The organism is Citrobacter sp. UYEF32, from assembly GCF_040546205.1.
Classification (GTDB): domain Bacteria; phylum Pseudomonadota; class Gammaproteobacteria; order Enterobacterales; family Enterobacteriaceae; genus Phytobacter; species Phytobacter diazotrophicus.
The window spans coordinates 93099-119887 of the sequence record NZ_JBEPNI010000007.1; the positions used below are offsets into that span (position 1 = coordinate 93099).

At 51.9% G+C, this 26789-nt stretch carries 21 protein-coding genes, 1 tRNA gene and 1 pseudogene; 9 read left to right on the plus strand and 14 right to left on the minus strand.

Annotation, left to right across the window (positions count from 1 at the left end; genetic code table 11):
* Nucleotides 1–6: 6 nt before the first annotated feature.
* Entirely contained in the window at nt 7–1386 is a 1380-nt protein-coding gene (locus tag ABIB59_RS19920; RefSeq protein ID WP_071193536.1) for a glycoside-pentoside-hexuronide (GPH):cation symporter, read from the minus strand.
* A 323-nt stretch (nt 1387–1709) separates the two neighbouring features.
* Complete coding sequence (locus ABIB59_RS19925) at nt 1710–3677, minus strand: YjhG/YagF family D-xylonate dehydratase (protein WP_039076890.1); 1968 nt, start codon at nt 3675–3677, stop codon at nt 1710–1712.
* Nucleotides 3678–4116: 439 nt separating this feature from the next.
* Here ABIB59_RS19925 and symE point away from each other — a divergent pair, with 439 nt between their 5' ends.
* Both symE and ABIB59_RS19935 read left to right on the plus strand, forming a co-directional pair.
* Complete coding sequence (gene symE / locus ABIB59_RS19930) at nt 4117–4440, plus strand: endoribonuclease SymE (protein WP_354036733.1); 324 nt, start codon at nt 4117–4119, stop codon at nt 4438–4440.
* 360 nt (nt 4441–4800) lie between these two features.
* Nucleotides 4801–5889 carry a DNA cytosine methyltransferase gene (locus tag ABIB59_RS19935; protein ID WP_354036735.1) on the plus strand — a complete coding sequence of 363 codons (1089 nt, stop codon included), beginning with the start codon at nt 4801–4803 and terminating at the stop codon, nt 5887–5889.
* On the opposite strand, the gene ABIB59_RS19940 is transcribed toward ABIB59_RS19935, so the two are convergent.
* From ABIB59_RS19940 to ABIB59_RS19955, 4 genes and pseudogenes are all read right to left on the minus strand, one after another.
* A complete protein-coding gene (locus ABIB59_RS19940; RefSeq protein ID WP_193795004.1) occupies nt 5871–6731 on the minus strand; it encodes a Cfr10I/Bse634I family restriction endonuclease in 861 nt (286 codons plus the stop codon). The two genes, ABIB59_RS19935 and ABIB59_RS19940, sit on opposite strands and share 19 nt — an antisense overlap.
* Nucleotides 6732–7287: 556 nt before the next feature.
* Entirely contained in the window at nt 7288–7734 is a 447-nt protein-coding gene (locus tag ABIB59_RS19945) for a very short patch repair endonuclease (RefSeq protein ID WP_193795003.1), read from the minus strand.
* Between the two features lie 268 nt (nt 7735–8002).
* Nucleotides 8003–8864, minus strand: a pseudogene (locus ABIB59_RS19950) (IS3 family transposase).
* Between the two features lie 203 nt (nt 8865–9067).
* Nucleotides 9068–9152, minus strand: a tRNA-Leu gene (locus tag ABIB59_RS19955).
* Between the two features lie 245 nt (nt 9153–9397).
* On the opposite strand from ABIB59_RS19955, the gene ABIB59_RS19960 reads away from it, so the two are divergent.
* The 3 genes from ABIB59_RS19960 to ahr are packed head-to-tail and all read left to right on the plus strand — an operon-like array spanning nt 9398 to nt 12066.
* On the plus strand, nt 9398–10411 hold the full coding sequence (locus tag ABIB59_RS19960) for an HNH endonuclease family protein (RefSeq protein ID WP_354036737.1): 1014 nt from the start codon (nt 9398–9400) through the stop codon (nt 10409–10411).
* Entirely contained in the window at nt 10411–10989 is a 579-nt protein-coding gene (locus tag ABIB59_RS19965; RefSeq protein WP_354036739.1) for a class I SAM-dependent methyltransferase, read from the plus strand. Before ABIB59_RS19960 ends, ABIB59_RS19965 begins: the two co-directional genes overlap by 1 nt.
* A gap of 57 nt (nt 10990–11046) precedes the next feature.
* A complete protein-coding gene (gene ahr / locus ABIB59_RS19970) occupies nt 11047–12066 on the plus strand; it encodes an NADPH-dependent aldehyde reductase Ahr (RefSeq protein ID WP_354036741.1) in 1020 nt (339 codons plus the stop codon).
* A 219-nt stretch (nt 12067–12285) separates the two neighbouring features.
* Here the strand turns inward: ahr and ABIB59_RS19975 are convergent, their stop codons facing one another.
* From ABIB59_RS19975 to ABIB59_RS19990, 4 genes are all read right to left on the minus strand, one after another.
* The gene (locus tag ABIB59_RS19975) at nt 12286–13926 is read right to left on the minus strand and encodes a dihydroxyacetone kinase subunit DhaK (RefSeq protein ID WP_354036743.1); all 1641 of its coding nucleotides are present in this window, start codon (nt 13924–13926) and stop codon (nt 12286–12288) included.
* Between the two features lie 165 nt (nt 13927–14091).
* Nucleotides 14092–15174 carry an LPS export ABC transporter permease LptG gene (lptG, locus tag ABIB59_RS19980; RefSeq protein ID WP_071193522.1) on the minus strand — a complete coding sequence of 361 codons (1083 nt, stop codon included), beginning with the start codon at nt 15172–15174 and terminating at the stop codon, nt 14092–14094.
* Entirely contained in the window at nt 15174–16274 is a 1101-nt protein-coding gene (gene lptF, locus ABIB59_RS19985) for an LPS export ABC transporter permease LptF (protein WP_354036745.1), read from the minus strand. Before lptF ends, lptG begins: the two co-directional genes overlap by 1 nt.
* Before the next feature lie 64 nt (nt 16275–16338).
* A complete protein-coding gene (locus ABIB59_RS19990) occupies nt 16339–16389 on the minus strand; it encodes a hypothetical protein (protein WP_216637209.1) in 51 nt (16 codons plus the stop codon).
* Between the two features lie 279 nt (nt 16390–16668).
* Between ABIB59_RS19990 and pepA the strand changes: the two genes are divergently transcribed.
* The 3 genes from pepA (at nt 16669) to ABIB59_RS20005 (ending at nt 21603) form a co-directional block, all read left to right on the plus strand.
* Nucleotides 16669–18180, plus strand: a complete 1512-nt coding sequence (pepA, locus tag ABIB59_RS19995) for a leucyl aminopeptidase (protein ID WP_039076902.1) — start codon at nt 16669–16671, stop codon at nt 18178–18180.
* Nucleotides 18181–18304: 124 nt separating this feature from the next.
* Entirely contained in the window at nt 18305–18748 is a 444-nt protein-coding gene (gene holC / locus ABIB59_RS20000; protein ID WP_354036747.1) for a DNA polymerase III subunit chi, read from the plus strand.
* Nucleotides 18748–21603 carry a valine--tRNA ligase gene (locus tag ABIB59_RS20005; protein WP_079497727.1) on the plus strand — a complete coding sequence of 952 codons (2856 nt, stop codon included), beginning with the start codon at nt 18748–18750 and terminating at the stop codon, nt 21601–21603. The genes holC and ABIB59_RS20005 overlap by 1 nt, the downstream gene beginning before the upstream one ends.
* Nucleotides 21604–21745: 142 nt before the next feature.
* Here the strand turns inward: ABIB59_RS20005 and ABIB59_RS20010 are convergent, their stop codons facing one another.
* Together ABIB59_RS20010 and ABIB59_RS20015 are read right to left on the minus strand one after the other, a co-directional pair.
* The gene (locus ABIB59_RS20010; protein WP_354036749.1) at nt 21746–22948 is read right to left on the minus strand and encodes a YjgN family protein; all 1203 of its coding nucleotides are present in this window, start codon (nt 22946–22948) and stop codon (nt 21746–21748) included.
* A 208-nt stretch (nt 22949–23156) separates the two neighbouring features.
* The gene (locus tag ABIB59_RS20015) at nt 23157–24347 is read right to left on the minus strand and encodes a YjgN family protein (protein WP_354036751.1); all 1191 of its coding nucleotides are present in this window, start codon (nt 24345–24347) and stop codon (nt 23157–23159) included.
* A 178-nt stretch (nt 24348–24525) separates the two neighbouring features.
* Between ABIB59_RS20015 and ABIB59_RS20020 the strand changes: the two genes are divergently transcribed.
* Nucleotides 24526–25029, plus strand: coding sequence for a GNAT family N-acetyltransferase (locus ABIB59_RS20020; protein WP_039077718.1), 504 nt, complete (start codon nt 24526–24528; stop codon nt 25027–25029).
* 49 nt (nt 25030–25078) lie between these two features.
* On the opposite strand, the gene ABIB59_RS20025 is transcribed toward ABIB59_RS20020, so the two are convergent.
* Complete coding sequence (locus tag ABIB59_RS20025; RefSeq protein WP_354036753.1) at nt 25079–25906, minus strand: topoisomerase II; 828 nt, start codon at nt 25904–25906, stop codon at nt 25079–25081.
* A 91-nt stretch (nt 25907–25997) separates the two neighbouring features.
* Entirely contained in the window at nt 25998–26756 is a 759-nt protein-coding gene (miaE, locus tag ABIB59_RS20030) for a tRNA isopentenyl-2-thiomethyl-A-37 hydroxylase MiaE (RefSeq protein ID WP_354036755.1), read from the minus strand.
* Between the last annotated feature and the right edge of the window lie 33 nt (nt 26757–26789).

Genomic DNA, 26789 nt, shown 5'->3' on the forward strand with positions numbered 1-26789 from the left:
CTCTCCTCAGTTCACCGCCGCCGCGGCATCGGCAGGCTGCGTAGCATGGTGCGCAGCGCGTTGACGTTGCAGTTGCTGGCTGATCTCTTCCACCCGTTTGCTGCTCAGTTTGTAGAACGACAGCAGCGTAAACATGCCGATATAGAGCACCACCGGCACAATGCAGAAGAGGATTTTGATGGTGGTCAGGACGTTATCCGGCTGTACGGCGTTGCTTGCCGAGTAGCTGGAGAACGCAAGGATCCAGCCCACCAGCGCGCCGCCAATCGCCAGGCCGATTTTCAGGCTGAACAGGTAGGTGGAGAAGACCAGCCCGTCGAGGCGGCGCCCGCTGCGGCTCTCTTCATAATCGACCACATCGGAGGCCATCAGCCATTGCAGCGGCGTGGTGGTGTTAAAGACAAACAGGAACAGAATATTGAGCGCGAAAATCAGCGCGATATTGTCTGACGGAATAAAGAAAATGCTCAGACTGATCAGGGAATAAATGCCAATGATCCACTTGAACGAGGTCACGCGGTCGAAGCGCCCGAGCAGGCGAGATGAGCACAGGGAGCCGAACATGGTCGCCAGGCTACCGTACAGCAGGAACTGCGTTGCCAGCTCCGGGTGGTCCATTACGTATTTCACAAAATAGAGCGTCGCGCCACCGCGCACCACGTTGGAGCCGGTCGCCATCATTTTAAAGGCGCACATAATTCGCCACTGGCTATTACCCATTAAGAGCTTAAGGTCTTTCTTAACGGAAGCGCCCGGCTGAACGTCGAAGGTATAACGTTCTTTGGTGGTAAAGAAGCAGACAAACAATAAGATAACACCGCAAATACCCAGCACGCACATCGCGCCAAAATAGCCCACCTGCTCATTGCCTTTGCCGATAATATTTACCAGCGGCAGGGCAATACCGCTGATGGCTAATGAACCGGCGGCGGCGAGGAAAAAGCGCCAGGATTGTAACGCGTGGCGCTCTTTAGGATCAGAGGTAATAACGCCAGGCATGGCGCAATAGGGAACGTTAACGAAGGTATATACCAGCGTCAGTAAAATATAGGTAATCGAGGCGTAGATAATTTTCCCCTGTGCGGAGAAATCCGGCGTATAGAACGTTAATACGCAGACGATACCAAACGGGATCGCGCCCCACAGCAGATACGGGCGGAACTGGCCGTAGCGGGTACGTGTACGGTCAACCACCAGCCCCATCAGCGGGTCGGTTACCGCATCCAGTACGCGCGAAATTAAAAACAGCGTGCCCATGACGCCCGCGGACAGGCCAAAAACGTCGGTATAAAAGTACGCCAGCAAAAACATGGTGGCCTGCCAGACAAAACCGCAAGCGGTATCCCCCAGCCCGTAGCCGATTTTATCTTTCATCGTTAATTGCATGTCTACCTCCAGTCATATGAGAGGGATGGATTGCGAACGGCCGGGACCTACAAAATAAAATGCGTGCAGTGCATTTTGCTAGGAATACACCCTTTATTCGTACGCTTATTAGATGTTCAGTGCGGATTTGATTCTAGGAAGGAATATATGCAGCAACAATTATCAATTTTGCTTTCGCAATTATGTATTTTAGCTTCTGTGATAGCGATACATTTTACCTGGTGACAGAAACAGTTATTTCTCCCGTGAGGGATACTTTATTTCGTAATATTTTTTAGCCGCCGAAACATTTATTCGGCGGCCCGGCAAATTCGTTTAATTATTTAAAGACCCAGCGCTTTTTTACCGGCATTGATCACCTCAATAATTTTATCCGTGTCGTACACGCACCCTTTCCAGGTGCCACCGCTCACCGCCTGGAGCGCCGCCCACAGGCGGGTGTCGTCAGGCAGGAAGTCATGCGCTTTCAGTTCCGGGTGCAGTTCGCGCTGTGCCAGTACCACTGCGCCCTCTTCCGGCGTCAGGCGCGCCTCCGCTGTGCCGATAAAGTTCACGCTTCCTGCCAGTGACAGGCGATCGACAATAATCTCGATCACATCGCCGCTGCGAAGCTTGCCAATCGGCCCGCCCGCCAGCGCTTCCGGCGCAACGTGCCCCAGGCAGGCCCCGGTCGAGACACCGGAGAAACGCGCATCGGTAATCAGTGACACGGTTTTCCCCCACGAGATATGTTTCAGCGCCGAGGTGAGCTGGTAGGTCTCTTCCATGCCGGTGCCGGATGGCCCGCCACCGATAATGACCATGATATCGCCCTGCTTGATCTGCCCCTGCTTGATGGCTTTGATGGCCGCCTCTTCCGAGACAAAGACCCGCGCCTCGCCGGTATGGCGATAGACGCCGTCGTCGTCCACCACTGACGGATCGATGGCCGTGGCTTTAATGACCGAGCCATCCGGCGCTATGTTGCCCACCGGGAAGGCCACCGTGGAGGTCATCCCTTTGGCTTTCGCCCCTTCCGGCGAGAGGATCACCTCATCCGGCTCCACGCCGTCCTGTTCGCGCAGGCACTGGCGGAACTTCGCGCGGCGCTCGGAGTGTTCCCACCAGTCGAGGTTTTCGCCCAGCGTCTGCCCGGTGACCGTCATGACATCTTCATGCAGCAGCCCCAACCGACGCAGGTGGAGCATCACTTCCGGTACGCCGCCTGCGAGGAACGCGCGCACCGTTGGGTGGTAGTCCGGGCCGTTGGGCAGCACGCTCACCAGGCGCGGCACTTTGCGGTTGATGGCGCTCCACTGCGCCACGTCCGGCATACGGCATTTGGCCGCATGGGCGATGGCGGGGATATGCAGCAACAGGTTGGTGGAGCCGCCAAAGGCCGCGTGCACCACCATCGCATTTTCGATGGCTTTGTCGGTGAGGATGTCGCGGGCGGTAATGCCCTTCTCATCCAGCGCCATGACCGCGCGCGCCGACTGGCGGGCAATTTCCAGCCAGACGTCCTGGCCCGATGGCGCGAGCGCCGAGTGCGGCAGCGCCAGCCCTAACGCTTCGGCCACCACCTGCGAGGTGCCCGCAGTGCCGAGGAACTGGCAGCCGCCGCCGGGGGACGCGCAGGCGCGACAGCCCAGCTCGGAGGCCTCTTTGAGGCTCAGTTCGTTGTTGGCGTAACGCGCGCCGATGGTCTGTACCTTTCCGGCGTCTTCGCCGAAGGTGGGCGGCAGGGTCGCCCCGCCCGGCACGAGGATCACCGGCAGATCGTGCATTGACGCCAGCGCGATCATTGTGGCGGGCAGGCCTTTATCGCAGGTGGCGACGCCGATCACCGCCCGGCGCGTCGGCAGCGAGCGGATCAGGCGGCGAAAAACAATGGCCGCATCGTTACGGTACGGCAGGGAGTCGAACATGCCATGGGTGCCCTGGGAGCGGCCATCGCACGGGTCGCTGACAAAGGCGGCGAACGGGATACCGCTCAGGCGGGTGATCTCTTTTGCCGCCGCCGACATTTGCAGGCCGATCTCCCAGTGCCCGGTGTGATAACCCAGCGCAATGGGGCGACCGTCCGAGTGCCGGATGCCGCCCTGGGTGCCAATCAGCAGGACTTCTCTGCCGGTGAGTTTGTTGGCATCCCAGCCCATACCGGCATTTTGCGTCATACCGAACAGGTTGCCGCTGGGGGATTCGAGCAGCATTTGCGGGGTGAGCGGCAGCGCGCCCTGTGGCCCGGCAGCGTGGGTTTTCACCGCATAGAATTGTTCATCCTGCGGCGTAAAAATGGTGTCGATGGACATTGTCGTATTCTCCCGGTCAACCGCGTTCAAAGAACGGCTGGCGACATCTTTTTGGAAGTTGTTCTACATTATAGAACAACGTTCTTATAATTTGATTCACTGTAATCCAGGTGTTGCACAGAGGTAAATCAGAGAGACGGGGAGACTGCGCTTTTTTGAGGCTTGATCACAAAATGGGCGGCAACGGAATGTAATGGGGGGATGGTTACGGGCAGTTGTGGAAATGATAAGAAAATGATTCCAAAAGCGTTTATAAGGCGCTGATTTTCATTGATTTACATCTGGACTCGCGGAGAGATACTGGGTATTTTTACAGTTGTATCATCTGATTCAGCAGGCGTCACTGGCGCAAACAGTTTGAACAGAGTTAGCGCGGAGAAAGTGTGCGCCAACACACTTTTCCGCTAACCACAATCACTATTAAACAGGAATAGTAATCATGACTAACGCGGATTCTATTGCAGATATTGAGCAACCAGAAGTTCTCCCGGCGAATAAGCACAAACTAACGGTAAGTTATGCGAGCCGTCATCCGGATTATGCGCGTCTCCCGGCTCTCACGCTGAAAGGCCACTGGCTGGAAGCCGCCGGGTTCGCCACCGGCACAGAGGTGGAGGCCATAGTGATGAATGGCTGCATTGTGCTGACCGCGAAAGAGCCAGAACCGGAACTGCTGGCGTCGCTGAGGGTGGTGGAGAAGCTGTCTGCGAGGAAACAGAAGCAGGTGAGAGAGTTTATTGGGGTGGTGAGTGGACGAACTTAGAAACCAATAGCACACAAACCACCGTAAAAGCGGTGGTTTGCTTTATAGCAATGCAAACAATCAATGCATCTAAGATTGATTTTTATTTTGGAAATAATTGTGGCAGTACATATCCAATCTATTAATTATCAAATACTTAACGTAATCAGGCGGTAACTTTTCATCTTGAAGCCAGCTTTGTAAAGTACGATGTGGTACACCATATAGAATATCGCACATTTCTAACTGTGTGATATTCAAATCATCTTTGTATTTCTTTAGAGTTATAGAAAAGTTATCCATCAGCAAAATCACATATTGACTTTACGCACTGAGTGCGTATCATGGTGAAATTTTCATAAAGTAAGGTTACATTAACCAATGGAAAAACCAATAATTTTTTCTTTCTTTTCAGGATCTGGTTTCCTTGATCTTGGGTTCGAAGCGTCTGGTTTTAAAGTAGAGTTTGTGAATGAATACCACAAACCTTTCCTAGAAGCATACAAATATTCCAGGAAAAAACTCGGTATCCCAGAGCCGAAGTACGGTTATTATCAAGGGGATATAAGAGATATTTCATGCAATCAAAAAGATGAATTTGCTGCAAAAATTATTGATGCAAAAAAAAGCAGCCTTGTTGGGTTCATTGGAGGTCCGCCTTGCCCTGATTTCTCTGTGGGGGGAAAAAATAAAGGCGAACACGGCGAAAACGGTGTACTGACTAAAGCATACGTTGATACCATAATTGAATTTAAACCAGATTTTTTTATTTTCGAAAATGTAAAAGGTTTATGGAGAACCAAAAAACATAGAGAATTTTATAATAGGATGAAGGATATTCTTTCAGTAGAATATTCTTTGACTGATAGGCTGACAAACAGCATTGAATATGGTGCTCCGCAAGATCGCGATAGAATATTCTTGTTTGGTATTAGAAAAGAAATGAGCCTTAGCATCGCGGATTTCCCTTGGGAAGAACATATAAAATATAAGAAAAACATCATATTAGATAAAGAAATCTGGCCTTCTACTGACGGTTATCTTTTGAAATGGAATCCTGTGTATGACTGGCAAGAAAAGGTTACTATTGAGTACTGGTTTAATAAAAATGACGTAGACTCGCATCCTAATGCAAAACATCATTTTATCCCCCGGAATGGGTTATCAAAATTTATGACGATAAAAGAAGGTGATGTTAGTAAAAAATCTTATAAAAGGCTCCATAGAAGCAGATTCTCGCCCACAGCTGCATATGGAAATAATGAAGTACATATTCACCCATTTATACCTAGAAGGATTTCAGCGGCTGAGGCAATGGCAATCCAATCTCTTCCTAAAGAGTTTGAATTACCAGCAAATATGTCTTTAACAGATATGTTTAAAACTATAGGTAATGGAGTACCGTATCTAGCAGCGAAAGGTTTAGCCAACACTGTATATTCATATCTTTCTCAACTAAATAAGATGTGAGTCATACAAGTATTTACATCACTTATAGAGTTTATCTTAAAGAGTTCATCTACTGCGCTCTGAGGTAAACTCTTTACATCTGTTATAGAGTGAGTTGCAACAGTTTTAAGCCCTATTTTGTCAGCCGGGCCTATAGATGTCGCAGCAGCATAATACTTAACCCCTCTGGGATTAATATTCCACGTTCTAGTTTGAAGATGAGTATAAAGAGCTTTCATCAAACTTCCTTCATGTGCAAGCTGAAGACGCCTGTCAGGCCTAAATGTTGTTTTAACTGATAGAAACGAAACTATACTATCTAATTCAGCATAATTTACAAATTGCTTGTATAAATTATCAAGCTTGCTTAAAGTAGATAAATCTAGATTATAGAAAGAAATACCAGACAAATATTCTTCATAGTAAGCGCGAGCCTCACCAATTTCTATAATAGAAAAGTCAGGATTAGAAGTAATCAAATTTACATCGTTTACTTTAAGTTTCTCTCTAAGATCATAAATAAATCCACTTAGATATTCTTTATACATCGATATAACGTCAAATGAAGAAGCATTTGGCATTTTAATTAACAGGCGATTCGTATTATTATTTAGAAAAAAAACAATTGATTGGATAGCTATTAACCATTCATACCAATCGCCATTACATTTGTTGAAAGAATTGTCACTAACGCTTCCTCCTTTCTCAGATGCCGCATTGTTAACAAAATGCTTCAACCCTGTTAGTACGTCACTAAAATGCATCTCCGATACATCAACACGAGCACTATAGGCAATGAACGCATTTGCTGAATTTATCGTTAATGTCTTTCCACCCAAAGCTCTTCCCGAAACAATTTCCATAATTTAACCTTCAACACATAAAATTGTTTATTTTTCAAAAAGTTAAATGCATGAAGGTAAATTTTTCGCCTTATTCACCTTATAAAGCGATGCATCAAATCGCTCTCATCAGCAGTTAACTTTCCATTGACTTATGTATAATAAATTTGAATAGTTTTGTATAGTAAAATCTCATTTTGCCGTAATCATTTATTTGTGACCTTCGACAAATTATTTTGTCATGAAGGATTATGTTAAATACAATAAATAAATATATATGGGATAATGGCTTGACATTATTATCTAAAAACATTTAAATATATCCATCCAAAATAGACAAATCGCGAACTTGATGTGTTTAAATATTAAATAGATTTATATCTCAGTTTAACTATCTCGGTTAAACAATAATTTTAAGAAACCATTTAATCTCTTAGAATTACTGTCAGCTATAAAAGAAAACGGAAAGATGTTATATATGCCACAGAATTAACAAGGCAACATCCTTTATGCCGCTTATGATATTTGGCAATAAAAAATATTAGACATAATTAAATCACCAAACCGTGTAAATATGTTAAAACTTAAATGTCGGCATGGGATTTATTGCGCTCATTTCGGTCGATTGCGCCAGCCCTTTAATCCACCACTCTATATAATCAATGACGTCATAAAAATCAATATATTTCGACTTTACGGCACACTCCCATATAACTAAAACCCGAATATTATGATTTTTAATATATTGCTGATCACGTAAATCTCTTTCTTTATTTCTTTCAATTTTTTCACGCCAATAAGTTTCATTTCTCTTGGGTATATGGGAAATTTGACATCTATCATGACCATGCCAAAAACAGCCATGAATAAAAATAACCGCATTATATTTTGGGAAATATAAATCTGGCTTGCCGGGCCATTGTGCATCATACAAACGATAACGAAGCCCTCGAGCAAATAATGGTTTCCTTATTTTTAACTCAAGCTTTGTATCCTTTGACTTGAATAACTTCATGTTAGGCATATTCCCCCCATGAATATGGATTCCATTGTACACCCCATAGCAAGCTATAACATCGACACTTTATTTATATTAGTATTATTTTTGTCATTTGCAATTATAAAATATTTTTTGACGTAATATCGCCTATCATCTCTTGACTATTTAATAATAGATAGTTGATAACATTAAAAAACCTTAAAAGATATTGTAAATAGATCTATTTTAGTTCCATGCATTTTTTGAGTTCCCGGTCAAATTGACCTTCTCCCAAAATCAGTGCAGTGCTAAATCAGAGACCTTCGCCTTTCTGGAGACTTCGGTTAAATTCAGCCGGAGTCATGTCATTTAATGATGAATGCGTTCTCTTATGATTATATTCCCTGCGCCAGTTGTCGAGTTTCTCCTGCGCATCTTCCAGTGATAAAAACCAGTGAATGTTCAGGCATTCGTCGCGCAGGCTACCATTAAATGATTCAATAAACGGATTATTTGTCGGTTTTACGGGGCGGGAGAAACCCATCGTGACACCGTGTTCATACGCCCATTTATCCAGACTTTTCGAGATAAACTCGCTGCCGTTATTCGTCTGGATACGTATCGGCAGGCGCTTATCCAATACCCGAAGCACTTCCATCACGCTGACCATATCGTCACCTTTCAGCGATTTTCCAGCATGGATCGCCAGACATTCCCGACTAAAATTATCCACTACAGTCAGTGCCCGAAAACGCTGCCCGTTAAACAGATTATCCGACACAAAATCCATACTCCAGCACTGATCGACATGCGTCAGCGCCGGGCGCTGCTGACGGCGTGCTGCACTGAAATGCCTGCGGGGCCGTTTTCTGCGCAGATTCAGTCCTTCCAGACAATAAATCCGGTGGGTTTTCTTGTGATTAACAGGCCAGACCTCCCGGTGTAACTGGATATGAATGCGTGGACAACCGTAGCGTATCCGGGTTTCTGCTATCTCCCTGATGCGCAGGGTTATTGCCCGATCGTCACGCCCAGACCGGCAAATTTCTTTTTCCAGTTGCAAAAGGTGGCCTCAGAAATACCATTTTTCTGCAGACTTCCTCGATGCGGGAGCCGGTTTCGGCCTGTTTCAGCGCAAACGCAATCTGTTCTTCGGTATAACGGGTCTTTTTGATGTCGAGGTGCCTCTCGGCGAGATGGAAGAAAGACAGGATACTTCAGTTTAGATTGGCACTGTTTTCAGGGAGGAGATCAGTAAGTTGATGTCGATGGAATCAGATTGATTTAAGTTGAGTGAAAAAGCGGGACAACACCTTACGGATACTGGAGTTTAGACACAAAAAAAGCCGCCCTTGGGCGGCTTGATTGTTGCATCTTTTGGTGCCGAAGGCCGGACTCGAACCGGCACGTATTTCTACGGTTGATTTTGAATCAACTGCGTCTACCGATTTCGCCACTTCGGCACTGAAGGGGATGCTGATAGCGGGTTGCATTATACCTGTTGCAGATCCCGGCGCAAGCATTCCCCCGCCTTGCCGCGTCTAAATGCCGAAAAAATCGACACATCTCCACCGCACTTCCCCACTATCTGGAACGCTTCTCGCAAAACGCTGCAACGTGACAGCGGCGGTTTACATTTATCGCGTCTTGTTATCTGATCCTGTTACGGGTTTTACCCATTCCCCACATCCATAGATCAGGACAAGGCATGCGTTTCTATCAGGTTGAACCCACGCTGGAGAACTACTGGCGCGGCATAATCCTCTTTGGCAAAAATGTCGCTTCCTACAAATTCGCGCTGGCCCATGCGCTGTACGACGTGAAACGCGACGGCAGCGACCTCATCCTTCTCGAAGATCTTGCCGTCCCGTTCAGCCAGCATCTGTGTCGCCATCTGGCGCAGGCACCAAAGCAAATCACCTCCTCCAGAAGTCAGTATCTGGATGCCTGTCGTCAGTTTAATGCCGGGGAAATCGACCAGAATGCGCTTACAGAAGCGACGCTGCGAAATGGTTTTAGTGTTGTGCTCAATGCGTTTCACAACGTCAATCAGGGCGAAATCGAAAAACGCTTTTTTATCGACGAGCGTAAAACCCACAAAGGCATACGCCTGACGACAAATTTTCATCAGCTCACGGAAGGTATGCAGTATCAGAACCTTAAGCTGGAGACGGACGCCCGCTGGAACCTGGTCGAGCAGGGTTGGGCGATGGGCGTGTCGCGCAACCTCATTGCCGTGGAGCATGACGAACAGGACAACATGCTGTTCAGCATCCAGAATAACCGCCGTGTCGATATCACCAGTTGTCGCGACAGCCTCAACGGCTACCAGAAAGGCCGCTGCTTTTACTGCTTCGCACCTATAAGCGTAGAAACCGGCGACGCAAACCTGGCCGATGTCGATCACTTTATTCCGTGGATGCTCAAAGACCAGGTGAGGAATGTGAATGGCGTCTGGAACCTGGTGCTGGCCTGTAAATGTTGTAACCGGGGTAAACAGGGGAAATTTGCCCACGTCCCCTCATTGAAACTGCTGCAGCGCCTGCACGATCGCAACGAGTACTTCATTACCAGCCACCTCCCGCTGCGCGAAACCCTGATACGCCAGACCGGTGCGAGCACTGTAAAACGGCATGATTTCCTGTCAAATGTCTGGAACACTGCTCGCGTAAACTTATTCCACGAATGGGAGCCAAAGGCCACCGGGCCGGATACTTTCTGATGACCATTAACTACTATCAAAATCATGCACAGGCATTCTTTGCCGATACCATCGGCGTCGATATGTCGTCGCTCTACGCCCCTTTTACCGCGCACCTTGCCCCTGGCGCGCGCGTTCTGGACGCCGGATGCGGTTCCGGGCGCGACAGCCGTGCATTTCTGGAGATGGGTTATCAGGTCGAGGCCTTTGATGCGTCCTCCGAGATGGTTCGCATGGCATCGCAGCATAGCGGGCTGGCGGTTAAGCAAATGACATTCAGCGATGTCGATGCCACTGACCGTTACGACGGCATCTGGTGCTGCGCGTCCCTGCTACACGTGGAAGCACACGCTTTACCGCAGGTGATGTCCAGGCTGGCGCAGGCGCTGAAACCCGGCGGAATCTGGTACGTCTCGTTCAAATATGGCGAACAGGAAAGAGAGAAAGAAGGTCGTCATTTCAGTGACTTAACCGAATCAGGCCTGACCGCGCTGGTCAGCCCATTACCGGATGTTCAGGTGGTGTCGATGTGGACGACGCAGGATAAACGCCCGGATCGTGCGGAAACCTGGCTTAACGCCTTGTTACGCAAAGATTAACTCCACTACTCTGACTATCCTCTACACTCAAATCTCACACCATCATGAGGAAAGGCGATGTCGATTATCAAAAGCTATGCCGCTAAAGAAGCCGGGGCAGACCTGGAGCCGTTTGAGTACGACGCGGGGGAATTGGGTCAGGAAGATGTGGAAGTACAAGTGGATTATTGCGGGATCTGCCACTCGGATTTGTCGATGATCGACAACGAGTGGGGCTTCTCTCAATATCCGCTGGTCGCCGGGCATGAAGTGATTGGTCGCGTGGTGGCGCTGGGTAGTGCCGCGCAAAACAAAGGGCTGAAAGTCGGTCAGCGCGTGGGCATTGGCTGGACGGCGAAAAGCTGCGGTCACTGCGACGCCTGTATCAACGGCGACAATATCAACTGCCAGGAAGGCGCGGTGCCAACCATCCTTAACCGCGGCGGCTTTGCCGACAAAATCCGCGCGGGCTGGCAATGGGTGATCCCGCTGCCGGATACCATCGATGTCGAGACCGCCGGGCCGCTGCTCTGCGGCGGCATTACCGTGTTTAAACCGCTGCTGATGCATCATATCACCGCTACCAGCCGTGTCGGGGTAATCGGGATTGGAGGGCTGGGCCATATCGCCATCAAACTGCTGCGCGCGATGGGCTGCGAGGTGACGGCGTTCAGTTCGAACCCGGCGAAAGAGGCCGAAGTCCGCCTGATGGGCGCGGATTATGTAGTCAACAGCCGCGATCCGGAGGCCTTAAAAGCGCTGGCGGGCCAGTTCGATTTAATTATCAACACCGTGAACGTTGATTTGCAGTGGCAGCCGTATTTTGAAGCGCTGGCCCACGGCGGCGCGTTCCATACCGTTGGCGCAGTACTGAAACCGTTGGAAGTCCCGGCCTTTACGCTGATTGGCGGCGACAGAAGTGTGTCCGGTTCCGCGACCGGTACACCGTTCGAGCTGCGTAAGCTGATGAAGTTTGCCGGGCGGGCGAAGGTGGCACCGACTACCGAGATGTTCCCGATGTCGCAGATTAACGAGGCGTTGCAGCATGTGCGTGACGGGAAGGCGCGTTACCGCGTGGTGTTGAAAGCGGATTTCTGATGTGCCCCTCACCCCTGCCCTCTCCCACAGGGAGAGGGAGTAAACCCGCACTCATATTTGCATCGGGAGCCAGGCGGCAGCACATCCGGCTAATGGCGCTGTGCAGCCTGCTGCCCTTACTCCTGCCCTCTCTCACAGGGAGAGGGCGAAAACCCGCACTCATATTTGCATCGGGAGCCAGGCGTAGCCCGGATAAGCGCTACGCATCCGGGAAATGGCTTACCCCTTAGCCAGCGCCGCGAACACCTCTGCAATCGCCACTGCGCCAGGGTCGGTGACGCCTTCCAGACTCTCACTGTTCACATAGGACGAACGGCCCGCGCCAGCGGTCTGCATGGTCGCGGTTTTGGCGGCACCCGCTTTTGCGGCAGACGCTGCGGCATCCAGCCCGCTATCGCGCAAGGCTTCCAGCGCCGGTTGCAACGCGTCGATAAGTGTCCGGTCGCCTAAGTCCGCCCCGCCATAATGTTTCATCTGATGTAGCCCACGGAGCAACGCCTCTGGCAAAGATTTACCATCATGCACAGCCTGACCTGCGGCGGTAAAGAAGATGGACATCAGCACGCCGCTGGAGCCACCCATTACTGTTGCCAGCCGCTCGCCCACCAGTTGCAGCAACTGCGCGGTGTTATTCAGCGGCAGCGCACCCTGCTCCAGCAAATGGATAATTTCCCGCGCCCCTTCGGCGAACGTCGAGCCGGTATCGCCATCGCCCACTTTGGCATCCAGCGCATTCAGGCGATTTTCGAGATCGACAAGTGTCCGCGCCGCCGTCGAGACCAGCGTTTTTACCTGTGGGTTTTCCGACGGTTCGATTTCCAGTTGGTTGTAAACCGGGTTGTGGCGCTGGGTTTTCATCGGCGCAAAAGGCACCGGTTTTTGCCAGCCGACGGTCTGTACATCGGCATTAATGGCTTTCTCAAATGTCTCGTTCAGGCGTAACAGCGAAAGGGAAAAGCCTTTCATATCCAGGGAACTGACCAGCGGCGCGGGGCCAATCAGATATGCAATCTGATCTTTCAGCGCCGAGTGTGCCAGCTCTTTGGTGAGCAGGGCCATTTCGAGCGCTGACACACCGCCCAGGTTGTTGATTAACACCGCAACGCGGTCATCCCCGGCCCGTGCTTTCAGTGGTGCAACCAGCGTCTCAATCAACTTCTGGCTGTTATGCGAGTCCACCGTGCTCGCGCCCGGCTCGCCGTGAATGCCGAGCCCCAGTTCGACCTGCCCACGCTGGATACGGTCGTCTTCATCGCTGCTTCCCGGCAGGTTGCAGGTCTCCATCGCCAGCCCCAGGCTCCAGACACTCTCACTTGCCTGTCGGGCGATGTCGCGCACTTCGCTTAAGGATTTACCCTGCTCGGCGGCGTAGCCTGCGATTTTATGCACCAGCGCCGTTCCGGCGATACCGCGCGGCTGTTTATTGTCCGGCAGGGCGATGTCGTCGGCGACGATCACCATCTCTACTTTCAGCCCGTAGCGTTTGGCTTTTTCTGCCGCGAGGCCGAAGTTAAGGCGGTCGCCGGTGTAGTTTTTAACGATCAGCAGGCAGCCCCGGTCACCGGTGACGGCGACGATCGCGTTGAGCACAGCATCAACGCTCGGCGAGGCAAACACGTCGCCACAGACGGCGGCAGTGAGCATTCCCTTACCTACAAAGCCAGCGTGTGCGGGCTCATGGCCGGAACCGCCGCCGGAGATCACTGCAACGCGGGATTTATCCCAGTCGGCGCGGGCAACAATACGAATAGCGGGGTCGATGTCGAGGCGAACTAAATTGCCGTGGGGAGCGGAAATCACCATTCCTTCAATGGCGTCATTGACCAATTGTTTTCGGTCATTAAAGAAGAATCTGGACATAGCTTCCTGAATTTTTTGAGAACCGTAAGGAAAGCGTAGCCAGGATAAGGGAAAGTGTGTCGATGAAATAGGATGAGTTTAGTGCGGCCAGGCGCTCTCTCCCACAGGGAGAAGGAGAAAGCAGCCCGGATAAGGCGAAGCCGCATCCGGGAACAGAACAGAAACCTAGTTCTTACGCATCAGCAGCCAGAGGCTAATCAGGAAGAACGAAGTGCTTGGCAGCAACGCGCCAATAATCGGCGGAATGCCGTATACCAGCGTCAGCGGGCCGAAAATCTGGTCCAGCAGGTAGAATACAAAGCCGAAGCTGATACCCGTCACCACGCGCACGCCCATCGGCACGCTACGCAACGGGCCAAAGATAAACGACAGCGCCATCAGCATCATCACCGCCACGGAAAGCGGCTGGAAAATTTTGCTCCACATCTGGAGCTGATAACGCCCGGCATCCTGGCCGCTTGATTTCAGGTACTTCACATAGTTGTGCAGACCGCTAATCGACAGTGCGTCAGGGTCCAGCGCCACCACGCCCAGTTTGTCCGGCGTGAGGTTGGTCTTCCAGGTACCGGTCAGCGTCTGTGTACCGGTCACTTGTTTCGGGTCGGTCAGGTTGGATTCATCCACCTGCGACAGCCGCCACAGCTTAGTGTCTTTATCGAACTTCGCTAAAGCGGCATAGCGAACGGACTGCAAACGACGCTGATCGTTGAAGGAGTAAATACTCACCCCACCCAACTCATCATCGCTCTTCACCCGCTCAATATAGACAAACGTCTCGCCATCTTTCGCCCACAACCCTTGCTGGGTGGAGAGCAGCGAACCGCCATACATTGACTGCGCGCGCTGGTTACGCGCCATTTGTTCGCCCTGCGGCGCCACCCATTCGCCAATCGCCATGGTTAACAGCACCAGCGGGATGGCCGTTTTCATCACTGACAGCGCCACCTGCATACGGGTGTAACCCGAAGCCTGCATCACCACCAGTTCACTACGCTGGGCCAACATCCCCAGCCCCAGGAGCGCGCCAAGCAGCGCCGCCATCGGGAAGAAAATCTGAATATCTTTCGGCACGCTGAGGATGGTATAAAGCCCCGCCCCCATCGCGTCATAGCTGCCCTGCCCGGCCTTTTTCAACTGGTCGACAAATTTGATGATGCCGGAGAGCGACACCAGCATGAACAGCGTCATCATGATGGTGGAAAAAATGGTTTTGCCGATATAGCGGTCAAGTACGCCAAACGCCTGCATTATACCGCTCCTCTGCCCATCACACGGGCGCGAATCCGACGCATCGGTACCGTGTCCCACAAGTTCAGACCCATCGCCAACGCCAGGTACGCCAGGTTAACCGCCCACATCCAAATCATCGGATCGATTTTGCCTTTTGCGGCATTGGATCGCAGGGAAGTTTGTAGCAGGAAGAACACCAGATACAACAGCATGGCGGGCAGCATCGACAGCACGCGTCCCTGGCGCGGGTTCACCACGCTCAGCGGCACAACCATCAGCGCCATCATAAATACGGTGAATATCAGAGTCAGACGCCAGTGTAACTCGGCCTTAGCGCGTGGGGTATCCGTGCGCCACAGCGTATCAAGCCCCATCTGCTCGGTATCATCCGGGTCCAGCGTCACCGCCTGGTGGCCGATAATCGCCTGATAATCTTTGAAATCGGTAATGCGGAAATCACGCAACAGCGCCGTCCCTTCAAAGCGGGTGCCGGTGTTCAGGGTCACGACCTGAGAACCATCTTTCAATTGTGCAAGATGGCCGGAGTCCGCTACCACCACAGAGGGGCGGGAATTGCCTTTCGTGCGAATCTGCGCCAGGAAGACATCGTGGAATTTGCTGCCTTCTACGCTTTCGATAAACAGCACCGAGTTACCGTCAGAGGCTGGCTGGAACTGCCCTTGCGCCAGTGCGGCCATGCCAGGGTTAGCTTTGGCATCAGCCAGCACCGATTCCTGATGGCGCGATGACCAGGGGCTAAGCCACATGACGTTTGCCGCCGCCAGCGCACCGGTGAACAGCGCCAGAATCATCGCCGCTTTGACCAGCACCGCCCGGCTCAGGCCGCAGGCGTGCATGACGGTAATTTCACTCTCGGTATAAAGTTTGCCCAGCGTCATGAGCAGACCGAGGAACAGACTGAGCGGCAGGATAAGTTGCGCCATCTCTGGCACACCGAGACCCAGTAGCGAGAGTACCAGGTTCGTGGGGATTTCGCCGTCGACCGCTGCGCCGAGGATCCTTACCAGTTTCTGACAGAAAAAGATCAGAAGCAGGATGAAGAGGATCGCAAACTGGCTTTTTAGCGTCTCCCGCGCAAGATATCTTATGATTATCACTTTATATTACGCCCGTAAAAACCAGTCTTTTTACTGGAAAATCGCTTGTTTCGTGGCTTAAACGTCATTTATTCTCTTGAGTCGTCGAAATCATCGCTAAGATTAATATACTCAGCGGTAAAACGTATCCGACCCGTATCTGACGTGCCGAAACCTAAGTATCGTTAAGATTAACACGAAGTCACCGCAACAGCGGACATGAGTTACGAAAGCTTGCAATTATATACTCAATGGATTTCGAGTTGCAGAAAGGCGGCGAGACTGTGAAGCCCCGGAACTTACGTTCAGTAAGTGGCTGGGGTAAGCAGGCGCAAGCCAACGCATCTGCGGTTTGAAAGAGGTCGAGTATATCTGTAGCCCCTGCTGTTGTCTTTAAGATTCAGGAGTATAGTGCATGGAGTTCAGTGTAAAAAGCGGTAGCCCGGAGAAACAGCGGAGTGCCTGCATCGTTGTGGGTGTTTTTGAGCCGCGCCGTCTCTCTCCGATTGCCGAGCAACTCGACAAGATCAGTGACGGCTATATCAGCGCACTGCTGCGCCGTGGCGAACTGGAAGGCAAACCGGGCCAGACCCTGCTGCTGCACCACGTTCCAAATGTCCTCTCCGAACGTATTCTGTTGATTGGTTGCGGCAAAGAACGCGAACTGGATGAACGCCAGTATAAGCAGGTCATTCAGAAAACCATTAATACCCTGAATGATACTGGTTCAATGGAAGCCGTTTGCTTCCTGACCGAGCTACACGTTAAAGGCCGCAATACCTACTGGAAAGTTCGCCAGGCGGTCGAAACAGCAAAAGAATCTCTGTACAGCTTTGACCAGTTGAAAACCAATAAGAGCGAGCCGCGTCGTCCGCTGCGTAAAATGGTCTTCAACGTGCCGACCCGTCGGGAACTGACCAGCGGCGAGCGCGCAATCCAGCATGGTCTGGCGATTGCTGCGGGCATCAAAGCGGCGAAAGATCTCGGCAACATGCCGCCAAACATTTGCAATGCGGCCTATCTGGCTTCTCAGGCGCGTCAACTGGCGGACTCATACAGCAAAAATGTCATCACCCGCGTAATCGGTGAGCAGCAGATGCGCGAACTGGGGATGCACTCTTACCTCGCGGTCGGCGCAGGCTCACAAAACGAATCGCTGATGTCGGTTATCGAATATAAAGGTAACCCGTCGGAAGATGTGCGTCCGATTGTCCTGGTCGGCAAAGGCCTGACCTTCGACTCCGGCGGTATCTCTATTAAGCCGTCCGAAGGGATGGACGAGATGAAGTACGACATGTGCGGCGCGGCGGCAGTGTACGGCGTGATGCGCATGGTGGCCGAACTGCAACTGCCGATTAACGTCATCGGCGTGCTGGCGGGCTGTGAAAACATGCCAGGCGGGCGCGCTTATCGTCCGGGCGACGTGCTGACCACCATGTCCGGCCAGACCGTTGAAGTGCTGAACACCGATGCTGAAGGCCGCCTGGTGCTGTGCGACGTGCTCACCTATGTTGAGCGCTTCGAGCCGGAAGCGGTTATCGACGTGGCGACCCTGACCGGCGCATGCGTGATTGCCCTGGGCCATCACATCACCGGGCTGATGTCGAACCATAACCCGCTGGCGCATGAGCTGATTGGCGCGTCCGAGCAGGCGGGCGACCGCGCATGGCGTCTGCCGTTGGGTGATGAGTACTACGAGCAACTGGATTCCAATTTTGCCGATATGGCGAACATTGGTGGTCGTCCGGGCGGCGCGATTACCGCAGGGTGCTTCCTTTCCCGCTTTGCCCGTAAGTACAACTGGGCGCATCTGGACATCGCCGGTACCGCGTGGCGTTCCGGTAAAGCCAAAGGCGCAACCGGTCGTCCGGTGGCTATGCTGTCGCAGTTCCTGCTGAACCGCGCCGGGTTTACTGGCGAAGAGTAAGCGAAATCCCCTCACCCGTCCCCTCTCCCCTAAGGGGCGTGGGGATGGCATTCGCCCTCTCTCTTGAGGGCGAATGACCGGGTGAGGGTGTACGATTTAAATTCACCACAAGAAGCCCCATATCATGAAGAACGCCACGTTTTATCTTCTGGACAATGAGACCACCGTCAACGGCCTGAGCGCCGTGGAACAACTGGTGTGTGAGGTTGCCGCAGAACGTTGGCGCAATGGCAAACGCGTGCTGATTGCCTGTGAAGACGAGCAGCAGGCGCTGCGACTGGATGAAGCGCTGTGGGCAAGGCCGCCGGAGAGTTTTGTACCACATAACCTCGCCGGAGAAGGCCCCAGAGGCGGTGCGCCTGTTGAGATAGCCTGGCCGCAAAAGCGCAACGGCAGCCCGCGCGATATTCTCATCAGTTTGCGGACAAACTTTGCAGATTTTGCCACCGCTTTCACAGAAGTGATAGACTTCGTTCCTTACGAAGATTCTTTGAAACAACTGGCTCGCGAACGCTATAAAGCCTATCGCATGGCTGGTTTCAACCTGAACACGGCAACCTGGAAATAATGGAAAAGACATACAACCCCCAAGAGATCGAACAGCCGCTTTACGAGCATTGGGAAAAGCAGGGCTACTTCAAACCGAATGGCGATGAAAGCCAGGAAAGCTTCTGCATCATGATCCCTCCGCCCAACGTCACCGGCAGTTTGCACATGGGTCACGCCTTCCAGCAGACCATCATGGATACCATGATTCGCTACCAGCGCATGCAGGGCAAAAACACCCTGTGGCAGGCCGGTACCGACCACGCGGGTATCGCAACCCAGATGGTGGTTGAGCGTAAGATTGCCGCCGAAGAAGGTAAAACCCGCCACGATTATGGCCGCGACGCCTTTATCGAAAAAATCTGGCAGTGGAAGGCAGAATCCGGCGGCACCATTACCCGCCAGATGCGCCGTCTGGGCAACTCCGTGGATTGGGAGCGCGAGCGCTTCACCATGGACGAAGGGCTCTCCAACGCCGTGAAAGAAGTCTTTGTCCGCCTGTACAAAGAAGACCTGATTTACCGTGGTAAGCGCCTGGTGAACTGGGACCCGAAACTGCGCACCGCGATTTCCGACCTCGAAGTGGAAAACCGCGAGTCCAAAGGGTCCATGTGGCACATTCGCTACCCGCTGGCTGACGGCGCGAAAACCGCCGACGGCAAAGATTATCTGGTCGTCGCCACCACCCGTCCGGAAACCCTGCTGGGCGATACCGGCGTGGCGGTGAACCCGGAAGACCCGCGTTACAAAGACCTGATCGGTAAATATGTGGTTCTGCCGCTGGTGAACCGCCGTATTCCTATCGTGGGCGACGAACACGCCGACATGGAAAAAGGCACCGGCTGCGTGAAAATCACCCCGGCGCACGACTTTAATGACTACGAAGTGGGCCGTCGTCATCAGCTTCCAATGATCAACATTCTGACCTTTGATGGCGATATCCGCGAAACGGCGGAAGTGTACGACACCAAAGGCAACGAATCCGACGTCTACTCAAATGAAATCCCGGCGGAGTTCCAGAAACTGGAACGCTTTGCGGCGCGTAAAGCCATCGTTGCTGCCGTTGACACGCTGGGCCTGCTGGAAGAGATCAAACCACACGACCTGACCGTACCTTACGGCGACCGTGGCGGCGTGGTTATCGAACCGATGCTGACCGACCAGTGGTATGTACGTGCCGACGTGCTGGCGAAACCGGCGGTAGAAGCGGTTGAGAATGGCGAGATCCAGTTTGTGCCGAAGCAGTACGAAAACATGTACTTCTCCTGGATGCGCGATATTCAGGACTGGTGTATCTCCCGTCAGTTATGGTGGGGCCATCGCATCCCGGCGTGGTACGACAACAACGGCAATGTCTATGTGGGTCGTAACGAAGCCGAAGTGCGCCAGGAAAATAACCTGGGCGCCGATGTTGCCCTGCGCCAGGACGAAGACGTGCTGGACACCTGGTTCTCCTCTGCCCTGTGGACCTTCTCTACCCTCGGCTGGCCGGAAAACACCGATGCCCTGCGTCAGTTCCACCCGAGCACCGTGATGGTCTCTGGCTTCGACATCATCTTCTTCTGGATTGCCCGCATGATCATGATGACCATGCACTTCATCAAAGATGAAAACGGCAAGCCGCAGGTGCCGTTCCATACCGTCTACATGACCGGTCTGATTCGTGATGACGAAGGCCAGAAGATGTCCAAATCCAAGGGTAACGTTATTGACCCGCTGGATATGGTGGACGGTATCTCTCTGGCGGATCTGCTGGAGAAACGTACCGGCAACATGATGCAGCCGCAACTGGCGGAAAAAATCCGCAAGCGCACCGAGAAGCAGTTCCCGAACGGCATTGAGCCGCACGGCACCGACGCCCTGCGTTTCACCCTGGCCGCGCTGGCATCGACCGGTCGCGACATCAACTGGGATATGAAGCGTCTGGAAGGTTACCGCAACTTCTGTAACAAGCTGTGGAACGCCAGCCGTTTCGTGCTGATGAATACCGAAGACCAGGATTGCGGCTTCAACGGCGGCGAGATGGTACTGTCGCTGGCGGACCGTTGGATCCTGGCGGAATTCAACCAGACCGTGAAAGCATACCGTGAAGCGCTGGATAACTTCCGCTTCGATATCGCCGCGGGCATCCTGTATGAATTCACCTGGAACCAGTTCTGTGACTGGTATCTGGAGCTGACCAAGCCAGTGATGAGCGGCGGTTCTGAGGCAGAGTTGCGCGGCACGCGTAACACGCTGGTGAACGTGCTGGAAGCGCTGCTGCGTCTGGCGCACCCGATCATTCCGTTTATCACGGAAACCATCTGGCAGCGCGTGAAAGTGCTGAAAGGCATTACCGCCGATACCATCATGCTGCAGCCTATCCCGCAGTACGATGCGTCTCAGGTTGATGAAGCGGCGCTGGCAGATACCGAATGGCTGAAACAGGCGATCGTGGCGGTACGTAATATCCGTGCCGAAATGAATATCTCCCCGGGCAAACCGCTGGAGCTGCTGCTGCGTGGTTGCAGTAAAGATGCGGAGCGTCGCGTAAATGACAACCGCAGCTTCCTGCTGAATCTGGCGCGTCTGGAAAGCATCACGGTTCTGCCAGCCGATGATAAAGGTCCGGTTTCCGTGACCAAGATTATCGATGGCGCGGAGCTGCTGATTCCCATGGCAGGTCTGATTAACAAAGAAGACGAGCTGGCGCGTCTGGCGAAAGAAGTGGCGAAGATCGACGCGGAAATTGGCCGTATCGAAAGCAAACTGTCCAACGAAGGTTTTGTGGCGCGCGCACCGGAAGCGGTGATTGCCAAAGAGCGTGAGAAGCTGGACGGCTATGCAGAGGCCAAAACCAAGCTGATTGAACAGCAGGCCGTTATTAGCGCGCTGTAATCAGGCTGCACATGAAAAAGCCGGGCTTCGATAGCCCGGCTTTTTTTGTCCCACAATTCAGGGGGGAAACTCTCAGGTAATCCCCGGTGGCGCTGCGCTTACCGGGGCTACAAACAGCATCACGCATCCGGGAACGTCTGACTTAAAACACCGCCGGGAAGAATGACAACCCGCGCGCCAGCAGGTTCGCCGGATCTTTTGCCGGTTGCTGACCGTGGTTTTCCAGCGTCAGATTCTGCAACTCACCGTGAACATGCGTATTTTCCAGCACATAGCGGGTAAAGCGGACTTTCGCCCATGGATATGCCAGGAAAAGCGTAATCATGCACACCAGCGTATTGCTGATAGACAACCACAGCACGCGCCTAATAGTCACGGTTGATGAGAAGCGAATATGCCCGGCCAGCGTGACCTGCCCGTAAATATAATTACGCATTTTCACGAAGGCATAGATAAAGCAGACAATAATACCGAACAGGTACACCAGATAGGCCAGCGCGATTTTGCCGTAGAATGGTCCGGCTAACATCGCCAGTTGTTCCGGGCTATCGCCCACCGCCTGGGAATATTGCATCAGCGTAAAGAAGGCCGGCACGATGATAAACAACGCCAGTGCCAGGAACGGGAAGAGCAGCAGCATGGAGAACAGCGCTATCCAGATGCACTTCTTGATGGAGTAGGTTGCGGCAAATTTCTGCGTACCGTACTGCAGATTATTCACCAGCATGCCATACCACTGGGCGGTATAAACCCCCTGCATAATGGCGGAACCCAGCAGCAACGCCAGCGTACCAACGCCAATACCCACAATAATCGCGGTATAGGAACCCATGCTGAGAGTGCTCGACATAAACAGCGAAAACACCACCACAGAGACCGTCATAATTAACAACGGGCAGCCCAGCATGACCCACCAGGCGCGCAGCGGGCTGGCGTAAAAGCTAAAGCGCACATTATTAATTTCCGTCATCAGGAATTGATAACGCAGGCCCTGCGTCACCAGCCATGGGAAGAAAAGTAAAAACAACCCTATCATACATAGGGATAACACCACGTTATTATGCGCCATATTAATCAGAAATATGATATACAGCACCATGAGGCACAGCCAGCCTACAAATACTGAACGTCCGGTGGCGTGGTAAGAAAAACGCGCCCCTTCCAGATCGGTATTCTCATAAAAATAACGGCGGGCACGCACCAGCGCCCAGGGCAGAAACAACCCGAGGGTAACGATGGTGAGTAAAACGTTTACCAGCCAGATCCAGAAATATCCCGCGCCACTGCCCTGGAACACAAAATTCCGGGAAGGCGTCGCCGCAGCACCACCATTTTCAAAAGTCATAACAATCCTTATCGTAAATCAGAAACAACGCTAATTAAGCCATAGAAATATTGCGGTATTTTTATTTCCGTTATTAAGTTTAGTAAACTTTGTACTAAAAATGTAGCGCCCAATATTACTGGTCTTGTCAGCACAGAAAAGTGATGGTATGGCAGGAAAACGACGATAAAAGCAAATAAAGGCCGAAGCAGAGTCCGGCCTTTTGGTTTTATATGAAAGGAGCTATCGGCATCACGCCGCGGGAAAGCAGGGCGATAAAACCCTTTTCAACCTGCTCGTCATGATCCGTCAACACTACGTCGTCCAAATCTCCTTCAACATGGGTATGAAGGGCCTGGTAACGGATAAAACGTATTTTCATCCACGGATAGGCAAGGCCGAGCGTGACCCCGGAGACGAAGACCAGCAAAACCAGTTGTATCACAACGCCATAGAACGTCAGGGTGGAAGTAAAACGAATACGTCCTTCCGCCAGCGTCAAACCATTCATTAAATGGTTGCGGAAGGCCTGCCAGAGATAAGCCGATGAGATCAGAATGCCGCCAATATAGAGCAGATAGCACAGCAGAATTTGCCCCGGAAACCCTGAGGGCTCGAAATCCTCCGAGCCGTTAATCGTACGCAGCATCGCCATACTGCTATTGGAGATCGAAAGTAAGTAAAACATTAGCCCCATAAACGGAACCAGAATACCTAATGAGAACAGGCAGGCTTTAATACAGTACTTCGTGCTGACACGAATATCGAATTTATGGACGCCGAACTGACCACCTTTCCCGATCAGAGATAGCCATTTGGCATATACATAGCCATTGCTCACGCCCATGCCCACGATTCCGAGCAGTGCCAGCGTAATAATCTTCGCCAGTAAGCTGTCAAAATTGTAACCGCTGAACATCATACTCCCAATACCATAGAGAACCACGCATAATAAAATAGCCAGTAATGTCGGCAGGCCCATCATTACCCACCAGGCTTTTTTCATTGAACAATGAAAGGCGAAGCGGATATTATTTAATGTGGTCATCAGCGCATTATATTGCAGGCTTTTCACCATAAAAAAAGGCATGATCAACATTAGAAGAAATATCGCAATATAACCTAATAATGAATGAAGCATCTCTGCGGTATAGATAACGACAAAAAGGATTATTGACATTAACCAGAAACTTATAAACAGTGCGCCACCCTTTGCATGATAGCCAAAGCGTGCACCGTTTAACTCCATGTTTTCGTACACGTAGCGCCGGGAGCGCACCACTGCCCAGGGGATATAACCCCCTAACGTAATGATACTCAGCAGAACATTAACCAGAGAAATGAAAAAATAATCCAGACCCTTGCCATGAAATATAAATGTTTGTCGGGAATTATTCGTATAACGGATATCACCGTTCATAACTACATCATCCTTAAATATAAACATTGATTTGATAAATAATGATTATCACTTCCGTGAAGCGCGCTACGATAACGTATCCCCCTGTAAATCACATCACAATTAAACGACTTGCAGCCACTTTCAGAGAGTGCTATTAAATACGCGTATAAATGAATGTATTTTATTGAGTGAATGTATGAATGTTGTGGCCAAGCAGAGCGTGACATTACGCCGGATGACTGCCGACGATAATGCCGCGATTGCCTCCGTTATTCGTCGGGTTTCTGCCGAATACGGTCTTACCGCTGATAAAGGCTATACCGTGGCGGACCCCAATCTGGACGAGCTGTACCAACTCTACAGCCAGCCGGGGCACGCCTATTGGGTAGTGGAACAGGATGGCCAGGTGGTGGGCGGCGGCGGTGTCGCCCCGCTGAAATGTAGCGAGCCGGATATTTGCGAACTGCAAAAAATGTATTTCCTGCCTGCCGCGCGCGGTCAGGGGCTGGCGAAGAAACTGGCGCTGCTGGCGCTTGAACACGCCCGTACGCAGGGCTTCACCCGTTGTTATCTGGAAACTACCGCGTTCTTAAAAGAGGCGATTGGCCTGTATGAGCATCTCGGATTTAGCCATATCAGCGGGCCGCTGGGCTGTACCGGGCATGTGGATTGCGAAGTGCGAATGCTGAAAACACTGTAATTGTTCCCGGCCCTTTCCTTTTCTACCGGAAAGGACCGGAACCTCTTCTTTACTGATTCTCCGGCGCCATAATCAGACGAATCATTCCCGCAGCCTCATCCTGGGGCAACGTCAGCACGTTACGCCACAAATCCTGCACAATGTCGCAGGCGACTTTCTCTTTGCCGACGCCTTTGCGCGGGTCCGGCATGATCTCAATATCCTGACCGTATTTCTTGACCAGCGCCGCAATAATTGGCTGCAGATGCTGCTGAGCGTCCTGGCGCTCTTTATCTGTCACCGTGTGTCGGTTGACGCCGTAGGCAGCGCGCATCATCGCGGCATCAATATTCATGCGTTTCATCAGGAAATCGCTCGACAACATTTTCGCGGGATTGATCCCCCCTTTCACCGCCGGGAACAGGAAACGAAAGCAATTATCATCGCTGACTTTCTGAATGGCCACGGTTTGCTCCATATTGATCTGCATATAAGCAATCACGTTCTCATCCGGGGCGTTTTGTAAACGCACCATCTGTACGCCGACGATCTGCGGTTGAATATAATCAATAATCTGCTGAGGAGTTTTCCCCTCTTTTTCCATTTTTTTCGCCGTGCTGCGAATAGTTTCCAGCAACTGCGGTTCTTGTTCACGCAACACCTGGTATGTCGGCATGCTGCTTATCGCACGGAACGCCACGTCCATTTGCGACTCACCGCTATTTTGCAGTAAGGGTGCAATATACTGCCGATAGCCCACGTTCCAGACCACAATAGCAACCGCAACAATCACCGCCGAGGTGATGCCGCCGATTTTCCCTTTCCGGCGCAGATACTGCGTCAGTGCTGTCGCCAGGCCAGCGACGAGGGCGGAGAGTAGAATAGACGTCCAGTTCATTTCAGGTTCCTTGTAACCATTTTGCTGATTGTTGTACCAGCCCGGCGAGGATTGTCACCTGGCGAGCGAAATAACTACGGATTCTGGCAGGTCAGCCCGGCACGCCGCTGTGAAAACGAAACTCGGGATCCGGCGAGGTGATTAATTCGGCTTCGATCTCACCGAAATAGCGAACCCGTGGCGCGATATCCGTTTCCGAGACCTGTTGTGCCAGCGCAAGATAATCCTGATAGTGGCGGGCTTCGGAACGCAGCAAGGACAGATAGAATTTCTGTAACTCCTCTTCCAGATACGGGGCCAGCGCGGCAAAACGTTCGCAGGAGCGCGCCTCGATATAGGCACCGCAAATCAGCTTGTCGATAAGCGTAAGCGGCTCATGGGTACGCACACCTTTGAGCATCCCTTTCGCATAGCGGCTGGCAGTGATCTTCACATAAGGAATATTGCGGGCAAGCATAGCTTCGCGTACCTGCCAGAAATGATGCAACTCTTCTTTGATAAGCAGCACCATGCTGTCGATCAGCGCCCTGCCCCACGGATCATCCGCTTTCGGCATCGCGCCTTTGGCGATCTGCTTGTGCAACGCTACAAAGTCCGGTTCCGGCCCTTCAAGAAAGGTAAAAGCTTCATAGGGTTTCAGCCATTCAAGTAGCGCATCGGCCCCACTTTTATCCGCCACATATTTACGCACCAGCAGCATGGCGGTTTGCGCGGCTTTCAATTCGCAGACCATATGATCGGTGAGCAACAGCGGAAGGTTTTGCGGGTCGCGGGCTTTATCTATCCAGGCCTGAGGTGTTGGGCAATGCAGAAAGTGTAAAACCGGGGAGAGTATTTGCGGGTAATCCATGGCTGTTCCTTGCACTGCGGCAGCCGTAGCTGC

Coding starts and splice junctions, on each gene's coding strand:
- ABIB59_RS19920 (WP_071193536.1), bottom strand. CDS start 1,386: ATGCAATTAACGATGAAAGATAAAATCGGCTACGGGCTGGGGGATACC.
- ABIB59_RS19925 (WP_039076890.1), bottom strand. CDS start 3,677: ATGTCCATCGACACCATTTTTACGCCGCAGGATGAACAATTCTATGCG.
- symE (WP_354036733.1), top strand. CDS start 4,117: ATGACTAACGCGGATTCTATTGCAGATATTGAGCAACCAGAAGTTCTC.
- ABIB59_RS19935 (WP_354036735.1), top strand. CDS start 4,801: ATGGAAAAACCAATAATTTTTTCTTTCTTTTCAGGATCTGGTTTCCTT.
- ABIB59_RS19940 (WP_193795004.1), bottom strand. CDS start 6,731: ATGGAAATTGTTTCGGGAAGAGCTTTGGGTGGAAAGACATTAACGATA.
- ABIB59_RS19945 (WP_193795003.1), bottom strand. CDS start 7,734: ATGCCTAACATGAAGTTATTCAAGTCAAAGGATACAAAGCTTGAGTTA.
- ABIB59_RS19960 (WP_354036737.1), top strand. CDS start 9,398: ATGCGTTTCTATCAGGTTGAACCCACGCTGGAGAACTACTGGCGCGGC.
- ABIB59_RS19965 (WP_354036739.1), top strand. CDS start 10,411: ATGACCATTAACTACTATCAAAATCATGCACAGGCATTCTTTGCCGAT.
- ahr (WP_354036741.1), top strand. CDS start 11,047: ATGTCGATTATCAAAAGCTATGCCGCTAAAGAAGCCGGGGCAGACCTG.
- ABIB59_RS19975 (WP_354036743.1), bottom strand. CDS start 13,926: ATGTCCAGATTCTTCTTTAATGACCGAAAACAATTGGTCAATGACGCC.
- lptG (WP_071193522.1), bottom strand. CDS start 15,174: ATGCAGGCGTTTGGCGTACTTGACCGCTATATCGGCAAAACCATTTTT.
- pepA (WP_039076902.1), top strand. CDS start 16,669: ATGGAGTTCAGTGTAAAAAGCGGTAGCCCGGAGAAACAGCGGAGTGCC.
- holC (WP_354036747.1), top strand. CDS start 18,305: ATGAAGAACGCCACGTTTTATCTTCTGGACAATGAGACCACCGTCAAC.
- ABIB59_RS20005 (WP_079497727.1), top strand. CDS start 18,748: ATGGAAAAGACATACAACCCCCAAGAGATCGAACAGCCGCTTTACGAG.
- ABIB59_RS20010 (WP_354036749.1), bottom strand. CDS start 22,948: ATGACTTTTGAAAATGGTGGTGCTGCGGCGACGCCTTCCCGGAATTTT.
- ABIB59_RS20015 (WP_354036751.1), bottom strand. CDS start 24,347: ATGAACGGTGATATCCGTTATACGAATAATTCCCGACAAACATTTATA.
- ABIB59_RS20020 (WP_039077718.1), top strand. CDS start 24,526: ATGAATGTTGTGGCCAAGCAGAGCGTGACATTACGCCGGATGACTGCC.
- ABIB59_RS20025 (WP_354036753.1), bottom strand. CDS start 25,906: ATGAACTGGACGTCTATTCTACTCTCCGCCCTCGTCGCTGGCCTGGCG.
- miaE (WP_354036755.1), bottom strand. CDS start 26,756: ATGGATTACCCGCAAATACTCTCCCCGGTTTTACACTTTCTGCATTGC.